General features: G+C 33.0%; 18 protein-coding genes. 2 read left to right on the top strand and 16 right to left on the bottom strand.

The window, feature by feature from the left end; all coding sequences use genetic code 11:
* A partial coding sequence (gldC, locus tag RH98_RS04130; RefSeq protein ID WP_010250825.1) for a gliding motility protein GldC occupies positions 1 to 256 on the bottom strand: 256 nt, incomplete at its 3' end.
* On the bottom strand, positions 256 to 1242 hold the full coding sequence (gene gldB, locus RH98_RS04135) for a gliding motility lipoprotein GldB (protein WP_010250828.1): 987 nt from the start codon (positions 1240 to 1242) through the stop codon (positions 256 to 258). The genes gldC and gldB, both read right to left, overlap by 1 nt.
* 67 nt (positions 1243 to 1309) lie before the next feature.
* Here gldB and nadE point away from each other — a divergent pair, with 67 nt between their 5' ends.
* Together nadE and RH98_RS04145 are read left to right on the top strand one after the other, a co-directional pair.
* The gene (gene nadE / locus RH98_RS04140) at positions 1310 to 2119 is read left to right on the top strand and encodes an NAD(+) synthase (RefSeq protein WP_010250830.1); all 810 of its coding nucleotides are present in this window, start codon (positions 1310 to 1312) and stop codon (positions 2117 to 2119) included.
* 30 nt (positions 2120 to 2149) lie between these two features.
* Positions 2150 to 2614: a lipoprotein gene (locus RH98_RS04145; protein WP_010250831.1), complete on the top strand. Its 465-nt coding sequence runs from the start codon at positions 2150 to 2152 to the stop codon at positions 2612 to 2614.
* 34 nt (positions 2615 to 2648) lie between these two features.
* Here RH98_RS04145 and dnaG read toward each other — a convergent pair whose 3' ends face one another.
* From dnaG to RH98_RS04215, 14 genes are all read right to left on the bottom strand, one after another.
* Entirely contained in the window at positions 2649 to 4634 is a 1986-nt protein-coding gene (gene dnaG, locus RH98_RS04150; protein ID WP_010250834.1) for a DNA primase, read from the bottom strand.
* A 109-nt stretch (positions 4635 to 4743) separates the two neighbouring features.
* Positions 4744 to 5811, bottom strand: a complete 1068-nt coding sequence (locus RH98_RS04155; RefSeq protein WP_010250835.1) for a hypothetical protein — start codon at positions 5809 to 5811, stop codon at positions 4744 to 4746.
* 14 nt (positions 5812 to 5825) lie between these two features.
* A complete protein-coding gene (locus RH98_RS04160) occupies positions 5826 to 6428 on the bottom strand; it encodes a hypothetical protein (RefSeq protein WP_010250837.1) in 603 nt (200 codons plus the stop codon).
* Complete coding sequence (locus tag RH98_RS04165) at positions 6410 to 6976, bottom strand: RNA polymerase sigma factor (protein WP_010250839.1); 567 nt, start codon at positions 6974 to 6976, stop codon at positions 6410 to 6412. The genes RH98_RS04160 and RH98_RS04165 overlap by 19 nt, the downstream gene beginning before the upstream one ends.
* Positions 6977 to 7236: 260 nt before the next feature.
* Entirely contained in the window at positions 7237 to 8217 is a 981-nt protein-coding gene (locus tag RH98_RS04170; RefSeq protein WP_010250841.1) for a polyprenyl synthetase family protein, read from the bottom strand.
* Between the two features lie 100 nt (positions 8218 to 8317).
* Entirely contained in the window at positions 8318 to 9358 is a 1041-nt protein-coding gene (gene rlmN, locus RH98_RS04175; RefSeq protein ID WP_010250843.1) for a dual-specificity RNA methyltransferase RlmN, read from the bottom strand.
* 255 nt (positions 9359 to 9613) lie between these two features.
* Complete coding sequence (locus RH98_RS04180; protein WP_010250845.1) at positions 9614 to 10357, bottom strand: SDR family NAD(P)-dependent oxidoreductase; 744 nt, start codon at positions 10355 to 10357, stop codon at positions 9614 to 9616.
* Between the two features lie 230 nt (positions 10358 to 10587).
* Positions 10588 to 12189 (bottom strand): fumarate hydratase, encoded by a 1602-nt coding sequence (locus tag RH98_RS04185; RefSeq protein ID WP_010250847.1) that lies wholly within the window; start codon positions 12187 to 12189, stop codon positions 10588 to 10590.
* A gap of 559 nt (positions 12190 to 12748) precedes the next feature.
* Positions 12749 to 13147: a c-type cytochrome gene (locus RH98_RS04190; protein ID WP_010250849.1), complete on the bottom strand. Its 399-nt coding sequence runs from the start codon at positions 13145 to 13147 to the stop codon at positions 12749 to 12751.
* A 167-nt stretch (positions 13148 to 13314) separates the two neighbouring features.
* Complete coding sequence (gene hemB, locus RH98_RS04195) at positions 13315 to 14307, bottom strand: porphobilinogen synthase (protein WP_010250851.1); 993 nt, start codon at positions 14305 to 14307, stop codon at positions 13315 to 13317.
* 177 nt (positions 14308 to 14484) lie between these two features.
* Complete coding sequence (hemF, locus tag RH98_RS04200) at positions 14485 to 15387, bottom strand: oxygen-dependent coproporphyrinogen oxidase (protein WP_010250853.1); 903 nt, start codon at positions 15385 to 15387, stop codon at positions 14485 to 14487.
* Positions 15388 to 15596: 209 nt separating this feature from the next.
* Entirely contained in the window at positions 15597 to 15956 is a 360-nt protein-coding gene (locus RH98_RS04205; RefSeq protein ID WP_010250854.1) for a hypothetical protein, read from the bottom strand.
* A 65-nt stretch (positions 15957 to 16021) separates the two neighbouring features.
* Positions 16022 to 17050: a uroporphyrinogen decarboxylase gene (gene hemE, locus RH98_RS04210; protein WP_010250856.1), complete on the bottom strand. Its 1029-nt coding sequence runs from the start codon at positions 17048 to 17050 to the stop codon at positions 16022 to 16024.
* A gap of 38 nt (positions 17051 to 17088) precedes the next feature.
* On the bottom strand, positions 17089 to 17754 hold the full coding sequence (locus tag RH98_RS04215; protein WP_010250858.1) for a uroporphyrinogen-III synthase: 666 nt from the start codon (positions 17752 to 17754) through the stop codon (positions 17089 to 17091).
* Between the last annotated feature and the right edge of the window lies 1 nt (position 17755).

Consider the following 17755-nt stretch of genomic DNA (forward strand, 5'->3'; position numbering starts at 1 on the left):
ACACGTAGTATCTGCCATAGCTAACAAATGTTTGATGGAAGAATTTCTTCATTTCATCTACAGGCATATCTTTAGTCCATAAATCGATTCGCAACGTTTCTTGTACCTTATGGTCCCATATAGATAATAACATTGCCTTTGAACGAGCTGCCTCTACACCTCCATCTTTAGCATTCCATAATATTTTATCTGGAACTCTATTTTCATCTAACTCTACTCTAATATTAATATCAGAGACAAATTTCTTTTTACTCATTACTTTTTCGGTTTGTATTTTGATTGTTCAAAAATTTCTCTAGCATTTTTCCTTAAAAGCTCTTGCAAAGTTACATTATTATTTTTCATATAAGAGTTAACAATCTGCCAACCTACCCAAGCTCCTACTCTACCAGGCGCCTCTTCATCTATTTCTAAATAAAACTTTGAAAATGGTGCAGGTTCTAGAAAGCGAGTAGATAATTTAGAATCCGTGCTATATAGAAGATTATTATCTATAAAATAACGCCATATCTCACTCTCATTTGCCTTTGCCCAATCTAACTGTTCCTTACTATACCCCATGATTACAGCATCATCTAATGATGGAAGTAACTCCTTTTGCCCATATAATATAAGTCCATTATGAATCATACCTCCTAAAAAAGTACGATCAGTAGGGGCATTCATCTGTTGCATTATAAAATTAGCTGCTAAATCTGGAAGTATTTGATCTTGCTCAAATGAGGTTCTCAAATACACAGGAAAACCTCCATAAAAACGATGATCTTTTCCTAAATAAGTGTCTAAAGAAATTAAAACTAAAGTATCAGCATATACAGCTTTGGCCGCAACATCAACTTCAGAAACTAATGTTAATATCTTTTTATCTTCACTTTCCTCAGGAAAATAATATTTTACATGCTTAAAAAACGTATTTAATTCTTTAGCAAGTGGATCTAATGATGTGTAGTTTTTTGCTACTTCGCTATTAAGCTCTTTAAATAAAGTATCCCTTTTCTTATTAATCCAGAATTGATTATCCATTTCCTTTGGAAACAAATAAGGAAAACGATGCTTAACTATTTCTAGCTCATCTTCTTTCGAATTATAAAAAATTGAATCAAAGCGAACAACCTCTGTATTCATAGGTATTTGACTAATCTCTTTTTCTAATGCAGTTTGCTTATCAGAGCAATTAATTAAAAAAAGTGAACTAATTAGAAATAATACCGTAGTTAATTTATTATTTTTGAACAGGTTCATTGTATTTTCTTTTATAAAGCATACAAAGATAAAAAGATACAACTGATTTGTCTAAAATTTTAAAACTATGAATAGCAAAAACTTTAATACTGCAGCTGTAACAACATATATCGTCAATTGGTTAAAAGAGTACGCAACACAAGCAGGAGTAAATGGATATGTAATAGGCATTTCTGGAGGTATTGACTCTGCAGTTACTTCTACTCTATGTGCAATGACAGGTCTTCCTTTACTTTGTGTGGAAATGCCTATTCATCAAGCATCAAGTCAAGTAAGTCGAGCTAAAGAACATATCACTTTCTTAAAAGAAAATTTTAGTAACGTTCAATCTATTGAAGCTGATCTAACACAAACATTTGATACATTAATTTCTTCATTACCTGCTTCTCAAGATCAAGCATTACAAAATCTAACTTTAGCCAATACTAGAGCTCGTATAAGAATGACTACCTTGTATTACTTTGCAGGTATAAATAGAGCCTTAGTGGCCGGTACTGGAAATAAAGTAGAAGACTTTGGAGTTGGTTTCTTTACAAAATATGGTGATGGTGGAGTGGATATTAGTCCAATTGCAGACTTAATGAAATCAGAGGTCCGTTTAATTGGGGAATATTTAAAAGTTCCTAATAGCATTATAAAAGCAAAGCCTACTGATGGACTATTTGGAGATGACCGATCTGACGAAGATCAATTAGGTGCTTCTTATGACGAATTAGAGGTAGCTATGGTTGCTTATGAAAATGGTGCTAAAGAAGAAGACTTTTCTGGAAGAGAACTAGAAGTATTTAAAATATACAGTAGATTAAATCGTATTAATCAACATAAAATAAACCCTATCCCTGTATGCACAATACCTAAGGAGTTACATTCTAATTAATTTGAAAAATCAAATTATAATAAATTGCTTATGAAAAAATACATTGCTCTCCTTCTAATTATTTTTGGACTATCAGCATGTTCAAATACAGATGACTATTGCGATAGAGGATATATTCCTACTTATCAATTAGATCCTAGAAATGGCTTTGACCCATATAATTTTAAAGTACGTTCTCTTAACGGTGATAGTTTTATCGTTATAAGGTCAGAAAACGAATTTAGAAGACTTGTGGATGGCTCAATTTATTATCAAAATTTCATTGATTTCAATCAACATGATTTAATTATAGGACAACTCTATTTAAGAGATTTTAGGACTATCCCGAATATAACCGTAATGTTTAAAGAATTTTGTGATTATAATAGGGGAGGTCGATTAGATGTTAATTTCTACGTTACCCCAGGCTATTACAGGGAATACGTAACCTATCATGCAATAGTACCTAAGTTATATACCCCAAGTATAGAGGTAATTACAACCGTAAATTATTAAAAAAGGAAGCTAATAGCTTCCTTTTTCTATATGATTAATCTAATGTTTTAAATCGTGAAGTAACTTGTCCTAATCGTTTTGAAAACATATTGACTAGACCTGTATAATCCATAATTGTAGAGAGCATTTCATTAGATCTCTTTTGATCAGCTTCTCTCAATTTATTCTTATATTTCTCTATAATAGTATTTACAAGATACATACGCAAAGTTAGAATCGTTTCTGAAACATATTGTGCGATTCCCTCTGTCTTTTGCTTTACAAAGATGTTTTGTGATTCCCACTTGTGTAAAGATTCTTTTTCATCTTCCATTATAATTGTAGTTACAACTTCAGATAACTCAGGGTCTAACCTTTTCAAATAAGCTTCTAAATCCCATGTATTCTGATGAAAATAATCCATCAAATCTTGATATATAGTTTTAAACATTGGATTAGTCAACTGTACCTCATCCTCCTGCAAGCTCAAATAAATACGCTCATAGACTTTTTGTGTAACCTTTTGTTCTACTTCTATAATGTCATTATCCTCATTGGTTTCATAAACTAATTCGATAAATACCTCCTCCTCATTTCCATAAAGCAATAAAATCTCTATTATCTTTTTCTCAAGAACAAAAAGTGTATCAATATGTCTTTTCTCCCCATTTTCAGCAGCGCGGTGTACTACCTCAAGGTTCTTTTTTTCTTGCGTATATTTTTTATTGCTCTCGACTAACTCTTTTCTGCTTTGTTGTGCTAAAGAGTTAAACAATACATCTTCCGAAATATCCATTATTCGTGAACACTCTTGTACGTAGATTTCTTTTTGAATTTGATCTGGTATTTTTGAAATACTCAAAACCATATCTCGAATTAAGTCTGCCTTTTTTATAGGATCATTCTTCGCATCATCCATTAGCATATTTGCCTTAAAACGGATAAAGTCAGTCGCATTCTCCTCAAAATAGCGTTCTAATTGTTCTAAGGTGTGTTTACGAGCAAAGCTATCTGGATCTTCTCCATCAGGCAAAGGGCAAACTCTTACATTCATCCCTGCTTCCAAAATTAAATCCACACCACGAAAAGACGCTCTAATACCAGCTGCATCACCATCAAATAACATGGTAATATTCTTTGTCAATCGATTGATTAAACGGATTTGATCAGGCGTCAAAGCAGTTCCTGAAGAAGCAACAACATTTTTAATTCCCGTTTGATGCATTTGAATTACATCAGTATATCCTTCTACTAAAAAACAGTTGTCTTTCTTAGCTATCTCTTGTTTAGCATGAGAGATTCCATATAGAATTTTACTCTTGTGGTAAATATCACTTTCTGGTGAATTTAGATATTTTGCAGCTTTCTTATCATTAGTTAGAATACGTCCTCCAAAACCAAGTACCCTACCTGACATACTCATAATAGGAAACATAACTCTTCCCTTAAAACGATCAAATCGCTTATCTTCTTTAACTATAGTAAGTCCCGTTTTTTCAAGATATTCTAACGAATAACCTTTTGCCAAAGCGTCAGAAGTAAATGCCTCCCATTTATCAGGCGAATATCCAAGTCCAAATTCTTTTATTGTTTCTGGAGTAAAACCACGTTCTTTGAAGTAACTCAAACCAATTGCCTGTCCTTCCTGAGATTCTAATAACGTTTCTTGAAAGTACTTCTTTGCATATTCAGAAACAATATACATACTCTCCTTTTCATTCAACTGCTCTTTTTCCTCGTCAGTTTGCTGCGTTTCTTCAATTTCTATTCCATATTTCTTAGCTAAGAAGCGAATTGCCTCTGGATAAGAAAAATGTTCATGTTCCATTAAAAAAGTAATTGCATTTCCCCCCTTTCCTGAGCTGAAATCCTTCCAAATCTGCTTAACAGGTGATACCATAAACGAAGGAGTCTTCTCGTTTACGAAAGGGCTAAGTCCTTTGTAATTAGTACCTGATTTTTTCAGATTTACAAAGTCCCCTATCACCTCTTCTACACGAGCTGCGTCAAACACAGCGTCTATTGTACTTTTAGAAATCATATAAGTGTGGTTCTCTCTTGAATCTGACAAAGATAAAAAAAGAAGTTGCTTAATGGTGGTTATTAAACAACTTCTTTATAGGTAACGATTCTTAAACAAAGTAAACTTCTTATATATCTAGTCGCAATCCCAATGACCACATATTTTGTTTTGTAGTGCTATCTTTAAACATAGGAGTAAGTTCATATTGCGTAAATAAACTCCAATCTCCATTTCCAACATAAGCTCCTAAACCATATCTAACTTTGTTAATAGTTAAATCACTATTTTCTCTAACTCTATATTCACTTCCATTGTCTGTATAACGATAGACTTGAGCAGGAGTTCGTCTATTGAAGTTCACAAACCCTCCTACTCCAAATCTCCAAGTCTGATGACTTTTAAAATGAACTCTTCCTGTTTTTTCATCTACTATATTTTTTGAGAGATCAAACTCTAAATATACTGGGATTTGTAAAGAGCGAATGGCTAATCTAGACTTGCGCAAGTCTTTTTCATGAGGAATCAACACTACATCTCCATTCTCTAACTCACTAAAATAACGATGTCCAGTTGACTTTAAATTATTATATTCTAATGCCACACCATATCTTAAATGCAATAGGTTATGATCTTTTAATAATCGTGTATTAATTGTAAAACCCCACTGTATAAAATTGGAAGGAATATAGCGCAAATCAGAATTAGCAAAAGCTCCCTCAGTAGCTAAATTACTCATCCCATAAGCAAATAACACTTGAAACTGATTACGCTTATCTCCCCTTATTTTTTTACCATTCTGTATATAATTTCTTCTCCCTATATTGATAGCAGTCCCATACATATCTTCTTCAGCATCGTATAACTCTCCTGATTTAATAGAATATTCTACATGATTCTGAACAGCAATCGAAATACTATCATTCAAATTATTGATTATATTTTCTAACCTCATTGACGAAGCTTCCGCAAAACTATTTTTAAGAGCTTGTGCTTGATCTTTAGAAAGTTTATTTGTTTCCTCTAGTACACTTAACGAATCTATTTTTATTTTCAAATCTTCTTTTTCTTTAAGCGTCTCATTCTGTATTTGTACAGCTATGTCCTTTACCTCTCTATTAAATTTATAAACTTGACCATTCACACCAATTGAAAACAGCAGAAATGTACTGATGGCTATAACATGATTTAATTTCATATCTCCTATATTTTTTATCGTTCTACAATTACTTTTTTAGTTTTATCATATATTTTTTTAATAACTGACTCTCTGTATTCGACTTCAATCTCTTTTTCCACTTGATTCAATAAATCATCACTATTCACAACTATTCGTCTATTAGACTTTTGAATAACAGGAGTTTCAAGAGTTTCTTTAGCAATATTTTCTATAGTATCTTCTTTAATTTCATGAGTCACTTCTACTACCCCCACATTTTTTGCTGTAATTATATTCATCTGTTTTTTTGTAACAGCATTTGCTTCTTTTACTTCACTATCTTTTTTCTCTTCTATTAAATCTCTTTTTTCTGTATCTACAACCTTGTGATCTTGTGGTTTACTCTTAGCATCTAAAGAGTCAATAGCTGGAAGCCCTTCTTCATATTCGATTGATTTATCATAATTGAGAAAAAAACTAGCTACTACTAACAAACTAGCTGCAATAGCAATCCAATACTTTAAAAATGACTTTTTACGAGATATTTGTTGCTGATCCAGTTGACTTGACAACTTCACCCACATCTCATTAGAAGGAGCAATCTCACGCTTGTCTAAACGATGTTTCCACTGTTTTTCTATTTTATTCCATTCCATATCCCTCTATTTTTTAATTTTTCTAATTCTATCTGTAATAATTTTCTTGCCTGGGCTAATTGCGATTTAGAAGTTCCTTCATGTATATTAAGCAACTCCGCAATTTCATGATGCTTATATCCTTCTATAACATAAAGATTAAACACTGCTTTGCATCCGTTTGGCAATTGATCTATGAGTAACTGAATATCTTCTGTAGATAAATCATACGCTTCTTCTGATACGCGCTCTTGATACTGTATATCTTCTAAGTAGTCAAAATACTTTTGTCCTCTTAGAAATGAGATAGCTTCGTTTACCATTATTCTTCGTATCCACCCTTCAAAACTTCCCTTACTATCGTACTGTGAAACATTAGTAAATACTTTCATAAAACCTGCTATTAAAACGTCTTCCGCATAATGAATATCTTTTATATATTGCCTGCAAACGCTTAACATCTTTGGAGAAGTTAATTGATACACCTCTTGCTGAGCAGATCGTTTTTGCTCCTTAAGATCATCGATGTATTCATCTAATTTCTTTTTATGTAACTTTATTAACTTCATCTATTATGAATTATAATCGCTAATTTCTCAATGCTAACTTCTACTAAATAATCATACTAAGTATTTGTTCTAAAATCTTAATAATCATTAAAAAAACTCCACTCATAATTTCTTTATTTTGGCCCTTTATATATATAGACGCAAATACTTTAGAAAAGGTTGTGATGTTTTTATTTTTTTTTAAAAATATGACAAAAAAAAAGAGGTCACCTAATATTATTAGACAACCTCTCTATATGAAGTATTATTATTAAATATCTTTATTTTTTTCTTTCGATCACGTAATTTACCATAGTGATTAAAGCTTCTTTATATGGTGATTCTGGAAACTCCATTAATATCTCCAAAGCTTCTTGCTGATATTCCACCATTACTTTAGAGGCGTATTCAAGTCCTCCTTTTTCTTTTACAAAAGCAATAACCTCTTTTACTCTTCTCTTATCTTCATTATGGTTTTTAACTGAATTGATTAACCATTTACGCTCTTTAGCATCAGAAGTATTTAAAGCATAAATCAATGGCAAAGTCATTTTTTTCTCTTTGATATCAATTCCAGTAGGTTTTCCAATAGGACCATCTGTATAATCAAATAAATCATCTTTTATCTGAAAAGCCATCCCAATTACTTCACCGAACTTTCTCATTTTTTCTATTAATACAGTATCATCTGGTTTTACAGACGCTGCACCTAATGAACAACAAGCAGCAATCAGGGTAGCTGTTTTTTGTCGGATAATTTCATAATATATCTCCTCTGTGATATCTAGACGTCGTGCCTTTTCGATTTGAAGTAATTCTCCCTCACTCATCTCTCGTACAGCAACTGAGATAATGCGTAATAAATCAAAATCCCCATTATCGATAGACAACAATAAACCTTTTGCTAATAAATAATCCCCTACTAAAACAGCTATTTTATTTTTCCACAAGGCATTGAGAGAAAAGAAACCTCTACGCTTATTACTATCGTCTACTACATCATCGTGTACTAAAGTTGCTGTATGAATAAGTTCAATAACGGAAGCACCACGATAAGTTCTTTCATTAACTTCTCCATCACCTACCATTTTTGCAACAAGAAAAACAAACATTGGACGCATCTGTTTTCCCTTTCTATTAACAATATAATAAGTGATTCGATTTAACAATGCTACTTTAGTAGCCATAGACTTATGAAACTTCTTTTCAAAGAGTTCCATTTCCTTTAATATCGGACTTTGTATTTGCTGTACTATATTCATTGCACTCAAAAATACGACTTTTTTATGTGCAAATAGTTTTCTTGCCTGATGAACTGATCATCAGACCTATTTTACACAAAAACAAATCATTATCTCAAAATTAAGATTTATTTGCTAATTGTCCACAAGCCGCATCAATATCTTTTCCTCTACTGCGACGAACAACAACAGTAATATCATTAGCTTCCAATGCTTTTATATACGCATTTGTAGCCTCTTCACTTGCCTGTTGGAACTCTCCATCGTCAATAGGATTATATTCAATTAAATTAACCTTACAAGGAACGTATTTACAAAACTTCACTAAAGCGTTAATCGAAGCCTTATCATCATTAATTCCTCCCCATATAACATACTCATAAGTAACACGACTTTTCGTTTTACTATACCAATATTGCAATGCTTCACGTAAATCTGTTAAAGGAAAACTTTTCGTAAAAGGCATAATCTTATTACGTATCTCTTCAATTGCAGAGTGTAATGACACTGCTAATTTATACTTAACACCATCGTCTGCCAATTTTTTAATCATCTTAGGAATACCTGATGTTGATACAGTAATACGTTTTGGAGACATCCCTAACCCTTCTTCAGAAGTAATCTTATCGATTGCTGCCTGAACATTATTATAATTCATTAATGGCTCCCCCATTCCCATAAATACAATATTAGACAAAGGGTGTCCATGATTCTTTCTACTTTGTTGATCAATTGTCAATACTTGATCATAGATCTCATCAGGATTAAGGTTACGCATACGTTTAAGACGTGCAGTAGCACAAAACTCACAATCCAAGCTACATCCTACCTGAGAAGAAACACATGCTGTAGTACGAGTTTCAGTAGGTATTAAAACTGACTCTACGATAAGCCCATCATGTAATTTTACACCATTTTTAATAGTTCCATCAGTACTAACCTGCATACTATCCACTTTAATATGGTTAATTACAAAATTAGCTTCTAACATCTCACGTGTAGCCAATGACAAATTACTCATGTCTTCAAAACTATGAGCGCCTTTATTCCATAACCATTCGTAAACTTGGTTCCCTCTAAATGATTTATCCCCTTGAGAAACAAAAAAATCTCTCAACTCCTCTTTTGATAAACTTCTAATATCTTTTTTATCCGCTTGCATGGTGCAAAGTTAATTTATTTCTATTGAATTATTTAAATTTTTAACCGATTGGGTTTTAAATCCTAAACAAATTTTTTAATAAAAAAGCCGACCTTAAAAATAAAGTCGGCTTAAAAAAATATAATGAAAAATGTTTATTTATTTCACTAAGAAAGAAGTGTTAATATCCCTTTACTTAGTATCATTATTATTGATGTGAAACTAAAGGATTATATTTTAAAAAATAGTTTTCTTTAATAGATTAACAAATCTTTATTACTTAGCTAAATACCCACCATCCACTGGATAGTAAGCTCCAGTACAGAATGAAGCTTTATCAGAAGCTAACCAAACTACCATTTCTGCAATTTCCTCAGGTTTTCCAAGTCGATTCATAGCATGTCGAGAACCTAATTCTTTAATAACCTCATCACTATAACTTTCAGTAACTAGAGGCGTACCGATATATCCTGGTCCTACAGCATTAATTCTTATTCCTTTTGTTCCATATTCCCAAGCTGCCGTTTTAGTTAATCCATTTACCCCATGTTTTGCAGCGCAATATGCCGCAGAATTTGCCACACCTACTTCCGCTAGAATAGAAGAAATATTAACAATGCTTCCTCCTCCATTTTTAAGCATTGCGGGCAATTGATAACGCATTCCATAAAATACACCATTTAGATTTACATTAATAACCTTATCCCAATCTTCTACTCCATATTCTCCAGTTACTGCAAAAGCTCCAACGATTCCAGCATTATTAATAGCGATATCTAGTTTTCCAAACTTATCAACAGTCTGCTGCACTAATCTTTCATTATCTTGTGCATTACTTGCGTCAGCCTTTATAAAAATAGCATTAGCTCCTAATGCATCAGCAACTTTTTGTCCCTCTGTTTCATTCCAGTCAGAAACTACTACTTTTGCCCCTTCTTTTACAAATAATTCAGCAATACATTTTCCTATCCCAGAAGCAGCACCTGTTACAATTGCTACTTTGTTTTCTAATACTTTCATGTTATAATTGTTTTTAGTTAATACTAAAGTTACGCAATAAAAAGAACTCCTATTATCTAGACAAAAATGGTATTACCACAAAACAGTAGTTATCTTAATGAAAACAATGATAATTACACTAATTCATTTTTAATAAGTAACACAAAAAAGTACTTTACTACTGAAAACAAAAAAAGCTGATACTCTCGCAAGTATCAGCCTTTAGTGATTATTAAATTGTTAGTTTATTCTTATAAATTTTGGAAGAAGTCATTTCCTTTATCATCCGTAATAATGAATGCAGGGAAATCTTTTACTGTAATCTTGCGCACTGCTTCCATTCCTAATTCAGGAAAATCTACTACCTCTACGCTTAAGATATTCTCTTTAGCAAGAATAGCAGCTGGTCCACCAATAGAACCTAAATAAAAACCACCATGTTTTTTACAAGCATCTGTCACCGCTTGTGAACGGTTACCTTTAGCAAGCATAATCATACTACCACCTGCAGCTTGGAAAGAATCCACATACGGATCCATACGCCCAGCTGTTGTCGGTCCGAAACTACCAGAAGGCATTCCTTCAGGAGTTTTTGCAGGCCCAGCATAATAAATTGGGTGATTTTTAAAATATTCTGGCATCTCTTGTCCATTGTCTAACATCTCTTGGATCTTAGCGTGTGCGATGTCGCGCGCCACGATAACAGTACCATTTAACATTAAACGCGTTTTAATTGGATGCTTTGTCAATTCAGCCAATTGTTCTTTCATTGGTTTATCAAGATCAATTACTACCGGCTCTTCTAAATGAGGAGCTGTCGCTGGTAATAACCTAGCTGGATTGGTTTCTAGTTGTTCTACAAATAACCCTTCAGAAGTTATTTTTGCTTTGATATTTCTATCCGCAGAACAAGATACTCCTAATCCAACAGGACACGAAGCTGCGTGACGAGGTAAACGAATTACACGTACATCATGTGTAAAATATTTACCACCAAACTGTGCTCCAATGTGTGATTCTTGACAGATTTGTTGTAATTTTTTTTCCCATTCTAAATCACGGAAAGCTTGACCTCCCATATTTCCAGAAGTAGGTAAGTTGTCATAGTACCCTGCAGATGCTTTCTTAACAGCTGCTAAATTCGCCTCAGCTGATGTACCACCAATCACTAATGCTAAGTGATAAGGAGGACAAGCTGCAGTTCCTAAGTCCATTATTTTTTCTTTGATAAACTCTGTCAAATTTTTATCGTTCAACAAAGACTTAGTTTTTTGGTACAAAAATGTTTTGTTAGCAGAACCCCCGCCTTTTGCTAAGAATAAGAATTCATACTTATTCCCTTGTGTCGCATAAATATCTATTTGAGCAGGTAAATTAGATCCTGAGTTTTTCTCTTCAAACATACTTATCGGAACGATTTGAGAATATCTCAAATTCTTCTTTTGATAAGTATTGAAGATTCCTTTTGATAAACTCTCAGCATCATTAGAACCTGTATATACATTTTCACCTTTTTTTGCTACGACAATTGCTGTCCCTGTATCTTGACAAGATGGCAATTGTCCTTCTATTGCTACTGCCGCATTTTGCAATAGATTGTAAGCTACAAAACGATCGTTATCTGTCGCTTCCGGATCGTCCAAAATAGCTTTTAACTTTTCAAGGTGTGATGTTCTCAACATAAAAGAAACGTCATTCATAGCCGTTTCAGCCAATAATTCAATCCCCTTAGGATCTACTACTAAAATCTCTCGATCTCCTAGTTTTTCTACTTTTACATAGTCTGAAGAAATCTTTTTGTATTCCGTGTCATCTTTGGTTATTGGATACGGCTCTTGGTATCTGAAGTCCATTGAATTGTTAGTTTATTTTGTTGTAGTAAAATTACTAAATATACTTATCAAACATTCTTAGAATGCTTCTAAATAACTAGTATTTACAAGGGTTCACAGACATTTTGAATGTTTCTAAATAAGCGAAAAAATTAAGTATTTAAACTTTTTATTCTTACTTAAAACTCAAACTCTAAAAATTTTAAACAATCTATAATGTGGAATACAAAATGGCACCATTTTTAAAAGAAACAGTTTCTATACTGACTGAGATGATTGGGCAATGATACTAAAATGATACCACAGTGATGCCGCTTATTTCCCTACAAAATGCGGCATCATTGCGGCATCATTGCGGTATCATAGCGGCATCATTGCGGCATCACTCCCCAAAAAACTAAAAAGCTAGTAGCTTTTTTATCATCAGGTAGCCTAATTAGACTGTATTTATAATCTAAGTTCACATCTCTTATAATTGATAAAAAGACAACAGAGTACAACAAAAAAACACAGATCTCCGCTTATTGCTTAGATCTGTGTTTAAATAATTTATTTAAAAAAATTAATAGAGCATCCTCACCTACATACTTCTCATATAAAGTACTAATGACTCTAATTCGATGTCCGCCATCTTTTTAGTAATTGCAAAATTTGCTTGCATAATAATGTACTGTGAAGGATCTACAATTGGTTCTCCATCTCCTTTTAAAAAAGTTACTATATCAGCTCCATACTTATCATATATAGCAACTATCTCTTTTACACTTGGCCCTACTACTTTCTTATCAAGTAAATGACAAGCCTTACAGTTCCCTTTACCTTCAAACAGTTTTTTTCCAAGTGCTATTTTATCGGTTTGACTCAACTCTTGTTGTTGAAGTAATTCTTGTTGATTCTCTCCTTTATTCTCTTTTTTACTACAGGCAATCATTAATAAAGTAATAAGCAAGAGTAATGTGGTTCTTATTGTTGTCGTCATTGTATTAATTTATTGTTGTCATGTCAAAAATAAGATAAGTATACCAACAAAACAGTTTCTTAATCAACCATATTATTTCAAAAAAAAAGAAGTGAGCAACATAAACAAAAAAAGCTCAGCAGTAGTACTGCCGAGCTTTTCGATATTTCACTATTTATAACTATGATTTATTTATTCAATAATTCAGCAGCTTCTCTCGCAAAATAAGTAGAGATGATACTTGCACCTGCACGTTTAATACATGTTAGTTGCTCCATCATTATTTGATCATGGTCAAGCCATCCTCTTTCTGATGCAGCTTTTACCATAGCATATTCTCCTGATACTTGGTATACTGCTACTGGTACATTTACTGCATCTTTTACTTCTCTTACAATATCTAAATATGCCATTCCTGGTTTTACCATTAAGATATCAGCCCCTTCTTCCACATCATACAATGCCTCTTTTACAGCTTCAATGCGGTTAGCATAATCCATTTGATATGTTTTTTTATCTTTTGGTATTTCCACATTAGCCTTTGGAGCACTGTCTAGAGCATCGCGAAATGGTCCATAAAAAGCTGACGCATATTTCGCAGAATAGCTCATAATACCAACATTAGTAAATCCAGATTGATCTAAAGCTTCTCTCATACGCAAGATACGTCCATCCATCATATCACTCGGTGCCACAAAATCAGCTCCCGCCTCAGCATGAGAAACACTCATTTTAGTCAATGCATCTACTGTAGCATCATTTACCACTACTCCATTTTCAATAATACCATCATGTCCATAAATAGAATATGGATCCAATGCTACGTCTGGCATTACTATCATACCTGGGCAAGCATCTTTTATTGCTTTTATTGCTGTTTGCATTAATCCATTTGGATTCCATGCCTCAGTTCCTGCATTATCTTTTAAGTGTTCACTTACTTTCACATAGATATTCACTGCGCGAATACCTAATGCGTATAATTCTTTTACTTCCTTTACTGTCAAGTCCACAGAACGTCTGAACATACCTGGCATAGATGGAATTGCTTCTTGTACATTTGTTCCTTCAGCAATAAACATCGGAAACATAAAATCTTGTGGAGTCACAATAGTTTCTCTAACCAAACTACGAATAGACTCATTTGTTCTTAATCTTCTACCTCTTTGTAATGGAAACATATCTTTTTTATTTGCGGTTAACTCTTAATAACTTAAAGTGATATTTAAAAATCACTTGTAGCATGTTAACCAAGGTTTTTATTCAGTTTATAAACAACGATCTATCATATATCTATACTAGATAACCTATACATCGTTATTCAATCTATTATTTATATTCTATGATTATTTATAGACTTAAATCCATTCTCTTGGATTAGCTAATACTTTTATCAACTTTTCTTCATCACTACCCTTCTCAGGTTGATGATCATAAATCCACTGAACATGTGGTGGCAAACTCATTAGAATTGATTCAATACGACCATTTGTCTTCAATCCAAATAAAGTTCCTTTATCATGCACTAGATTAAATTCTACATATCTACCTCTTCTAACTTCTTGCCAGTTGCGTTGTGCTTCACCATAAGGAAGATTCTTGCGACGTTCAACAATCGGCACATAAGCTTCTAAGAAGCTATTCCCTACTTCCGTAACAAAAGCATACCACTGATCCATTGTCATTTCTTCAGTAGCTTCTAGTCGATCAAAAAACAATCCACCAATTCCACGCGCCTCATCTCTATGAGCATTCCAAAAGTATTCGTCACATTGTTTTTTATACAATGGATAGAAGTTGCTATTGTGTTTATCACAGGCAGTTTTACAAACACTGTGAAAATGAGTAGCATCTTCCTCAAACAAATAGTAAGGAGTTAAATCTTGTCCTCCACCAAACCATGAACGCACTACTGTTCCATCCTTGTCATACATTTCGAAATAACGCCAATTAGCATGAACTGTAGGTACCATAGGACTTTTTGGGTGGATTACTAATGATAAACCACAAGCATAAAAATCAACATCACCCACATTGAAATACTTTTGCATTGTCTCTGGTAATTTTCCATGCACTGCAGAAATATTCACGCCACCTTTCTCAAATACACTACCATTTTCAATAACACGTGTACGTCCACCTCCACCACCTGGGCGTTCCCATAAATCTTCTTGGAATTTTGCTTGTCCATCAACTTCTTCTAAACCTTTGGTAATCTGATCTTGAAGTTGTTGTATATATTGATAAAATTTTTCTTTCATAATAATGATTTTAAAATCGTTGTAACAATGCTCAAACATTAGTAAAAACGATTAAAACTTTAGAGCGTAATAGAAAACGAAAAGAACGCTTCCTATTATTTATAGTTTATCCTAAACAAAAAAATGCTTACTATTTATACTGTAATCAACATAATCACTTCTATTAGAATAAAGCAGACAAGTAGTATATTCTACCTATCTTATCACTGCTATAACTGACTTATTTTAGTCATTAAATTAAAAGAGAAAGCTTTGCTCTCATCTTGAATATATTGATAAATAGCTTTTGCCTTAGCTTTTAATTCTGCTTCTTTACTTCCCCATTGAGATAATAGATCACCAAATTGCTCCATGTATTCCCAATTAAAATTAAAGCGATGTAAATGTTCAGCTAAAGCCTTTCCATCAAGTGTCAACATATGTTCATAACTAAGACCAACTTTTTTCAACTCTTGATCAATATTTTCAACTAGTTCTTTATCCTTTGGGACAAAGCCTATAGATGACAATTTTAAAACAATAGACTCTATACGTCTATCTTCTTCACTTTTTACTCCTTTATTTAACATACGCAATAGGGTATAAAAAACCGAAAAGCTTACGTTGATGGTAAACTTTTCGGTAAGTATTTTTTTTATTTGTGTTCGTATTCTTTTACAGCTTCGATAAATGCTTTTGCATGATCAACTGGAATATGTGGTAAGATACCATGTCCTAGATTCACAATATATTTATCTTTACCAAATGCATCAATCATCTCGTGTACCATTTTTTTAATAGTAGGAATTGGAGACATTAAGCGACTTGGATCAAAATTACCTTGTAGTGTAATATCACCACCAGTAAACAAACGAGCATTTTGTGCACTACATGTCCAATCAACACCTAACGCTGATGCTTTTGATTTTGCCATTTCTGGTAATGCAAACCAACATCCTTTTCCGAAAACAATAACAGGTGTAATATCTGCAAGAGCTTCAACAATCTGATTAATGTATTTCCAAGAGAATTCTTGATAATCAACTGGAGATAACATTCCTCCCCATGAGTCAAATATCTGTACAGCATTTACTCCTGCCTTTACTTTCTCTTTTAAATATAAAATGGTAGTATCTGTTATTTTTTGCAATAATGAATGTGCTGCAATAGGGTCTGAAAAACAAAATCCTTTAGCTAAATCAAAGCTTTTAGATCCTTTTCCTTCAACTGCATAACAAAATATTGTCCATGGAGAACCAGCAAATCCAATCAATGGCACCTCATCGTTCAACATTTCTTTTGTTACTTTAATTGCATCCATAACATATCCTAATGTTTCTTCAATATTAGGAACGATAACTTGCTCAACATCTTTAGCAGAACGAATAGGATTAGGCACCCAAGGACCTACTCCTGGTTTCATCTCTACATCAATATTCATTGCTTGCGGTACGACTAAAATATCTGAGAATAAAATAGCAGCATCTGGTTTTACAATACGTATAGGTTGTACTGTGATTTCAGCCGCAATTTCGGGCATTCTACAACGTGTAAAAAAATCATATTTATCTCGTAAAGCACGAAATTCAGGTAAATATCTCCCTGCTTGGCGCATCATCCATACAGGTGGTCTTTCAACAGTTTCACCCTTTAACGCTCTTAAAAATAAATCATTTTTAACCATTTTCTCTAGATTTTAATACGTCAATTTTTAGCTGACTTTTATTGATAATATTCAACACAAGCTTGTAGTGTAGATTCAACAGTAGGCTGTTTCGCTAATACAATATTTTGTGTAATTCCTTTTAATGCTTCCGCTGTTGTATCTCCAATACAAAAACATACCTCATCAGTAATAGCATTCATTTGAAGATAACTACTAATGGCAGAAGGACTATAAAAACATATAGCATCTACCTTTTGTCCAAATAGATGTGGATTTAATATCGTTTGATACACCACATGTTCATTAAACATTATATTATTTTCTCTAAAAACATCAGGCAAAAGATCTCTGCGGATACTGCCACTAAAAAATGTTATAGAGTTGTTTTTAAAATTCTCAACTATAATAGGAGCTAATTCCTTAGCGTAATGCGCCCATGCGACAACATTCCATCCATTAGCTTCTAATAATTCTTTTGTTTTTATCCCTACACAGATAGCAGGTCTAGATATTAAACGTTCCTTATCTCCTAATTTAAGGACACTACGTACAGCATTCTGACTAGTAAATAACAGATATTCATTCACCTCTGCTACATCAAAAGCTATAGGTTCGGTCAATATAAAATCAGACTGTAAAAATGTACAACCTGAATTCTCTAAGTTATTTATTAATTGCTCATTAATAGTACGTGTCGATAAAACTAAAGGAATAAAAGACATT

This window comes from Myroides injenensis M09-0166, from assembly GCF_000246945.1.
Lineage (GTDB): Bacteria > Bacteroidota > Bacteroidia > Flavobacteriales > Flavobacteriaceae > Flavobacterium > Flavobacterium injenense.

Coding starts and splice junctions, on each gene's coding strand:
- hemF (WP_010250853.1), bottom strand. CDS start 15,387: ATGAAAGAAAAATTTTATCAATATATACAACAACTTCAAGATCAGATT.
- RH98_RS04185 (WP_010250847.1), bottom strand. CDS start 12,189: ATGGACTTCAGATACCAAGAGCCGTATCCAATAACCAAAGATGACACG.
- RH98_RS04165 (WP_010250839.1), bottom strand. CDS start 6,976: ATGAAGTTAATAAAGTTACATAAAAAGAAATTAGATGAATACATCGAT.
- RH98_RS04145 (WP_010250831.1), top strand. CDS start 2,150: ATGAAAAAATACATTGCTCTCCTTCTAATTATTTTTGGACTATCAGCA.
- hemE (WP_010250856.1), bottom strand. CDS start 17,050: ATGGTTAAAAATGATTTATTTTTAAGAGCGTTAAAGGGTGAAACTGTT.
- RH98_RS04160 (WP_010250837.1), bottom strand. CDS start 6,428: ATGGAATGGAATAAAATAGAAAAACAGTGGAAACATCGTTTAGACAAG.
- nadE (WP_010250830.1), top strand. CDS start 1,310: ATGAATAGCAAAAACTTTAATACTGCAGCTGTAACAACATATATCGTC.
- dnaG (WP_010250834.1), bottom strand. CDS start 4,634: ATGATTTCTAAAAGTACAATAGACGCTGTGTTTGACGCAGCTCGTGTA.
- RH98_RS04170 (WP_010250841.1), bottom strand. CDS start 8,217: ATGAATATAGTACAGCAAATACAAAGTCCGATATTAAAGGAAATGGAA.
- RH98_RS04155 (WP_010250835.1), bottom strand. CDS start 5,811: ATGAAATTAAATCATGTTATAGCCATCAGTACATTTCTGCTGTTTTCA.
- RH98_RS04190 (WP_010250849.1), bottom strand. CDS start 13,147: ATGACGACAACAATAAGAACCACATTACTCTTGCTTATTACTTTATTA.
- RH98_RS04180 (WP_010250845.1), bottom strand. CDS start 10,357: ATGAAAGTATTAGAAAACAAAGTAGCAATTGTAACAGGTGCTGCTTCT.
- RH98_RS04215 (WP_010250858.1), bottom strand. CDS start 17,754: ATGTCTTTTATTCCTTTAGTTTTATCGACACGTACTATTAATGAGCAA.
- gldB (WP_010250828.1), bottom strand. CDS start 1,242: ATGAACCTGTTCAAAAATAATAAATTAACTACGGTATTATTTCTAATT.
- RH98_RS04205 (WP_010250854.1), bottom strand. CDS start 15,956: ATGTTAAATAAAGGAGTAAAAAGTGAAGAAGATAGACGTATAGAGTCT.
- rlmN (WP_010250843.1), bottom strand. CDS start 9,358: ATGCAAGCGGATAAAAAAGATATTAGAAGTTTATCAAAAGAGGAGTTG.
- hemB (WP_010250851.1), bottom strand. CDS start 14,307: ATGTTTCCATTACAAAGAGGTAGAAGATTAAGAACAAATGAGTCTATT.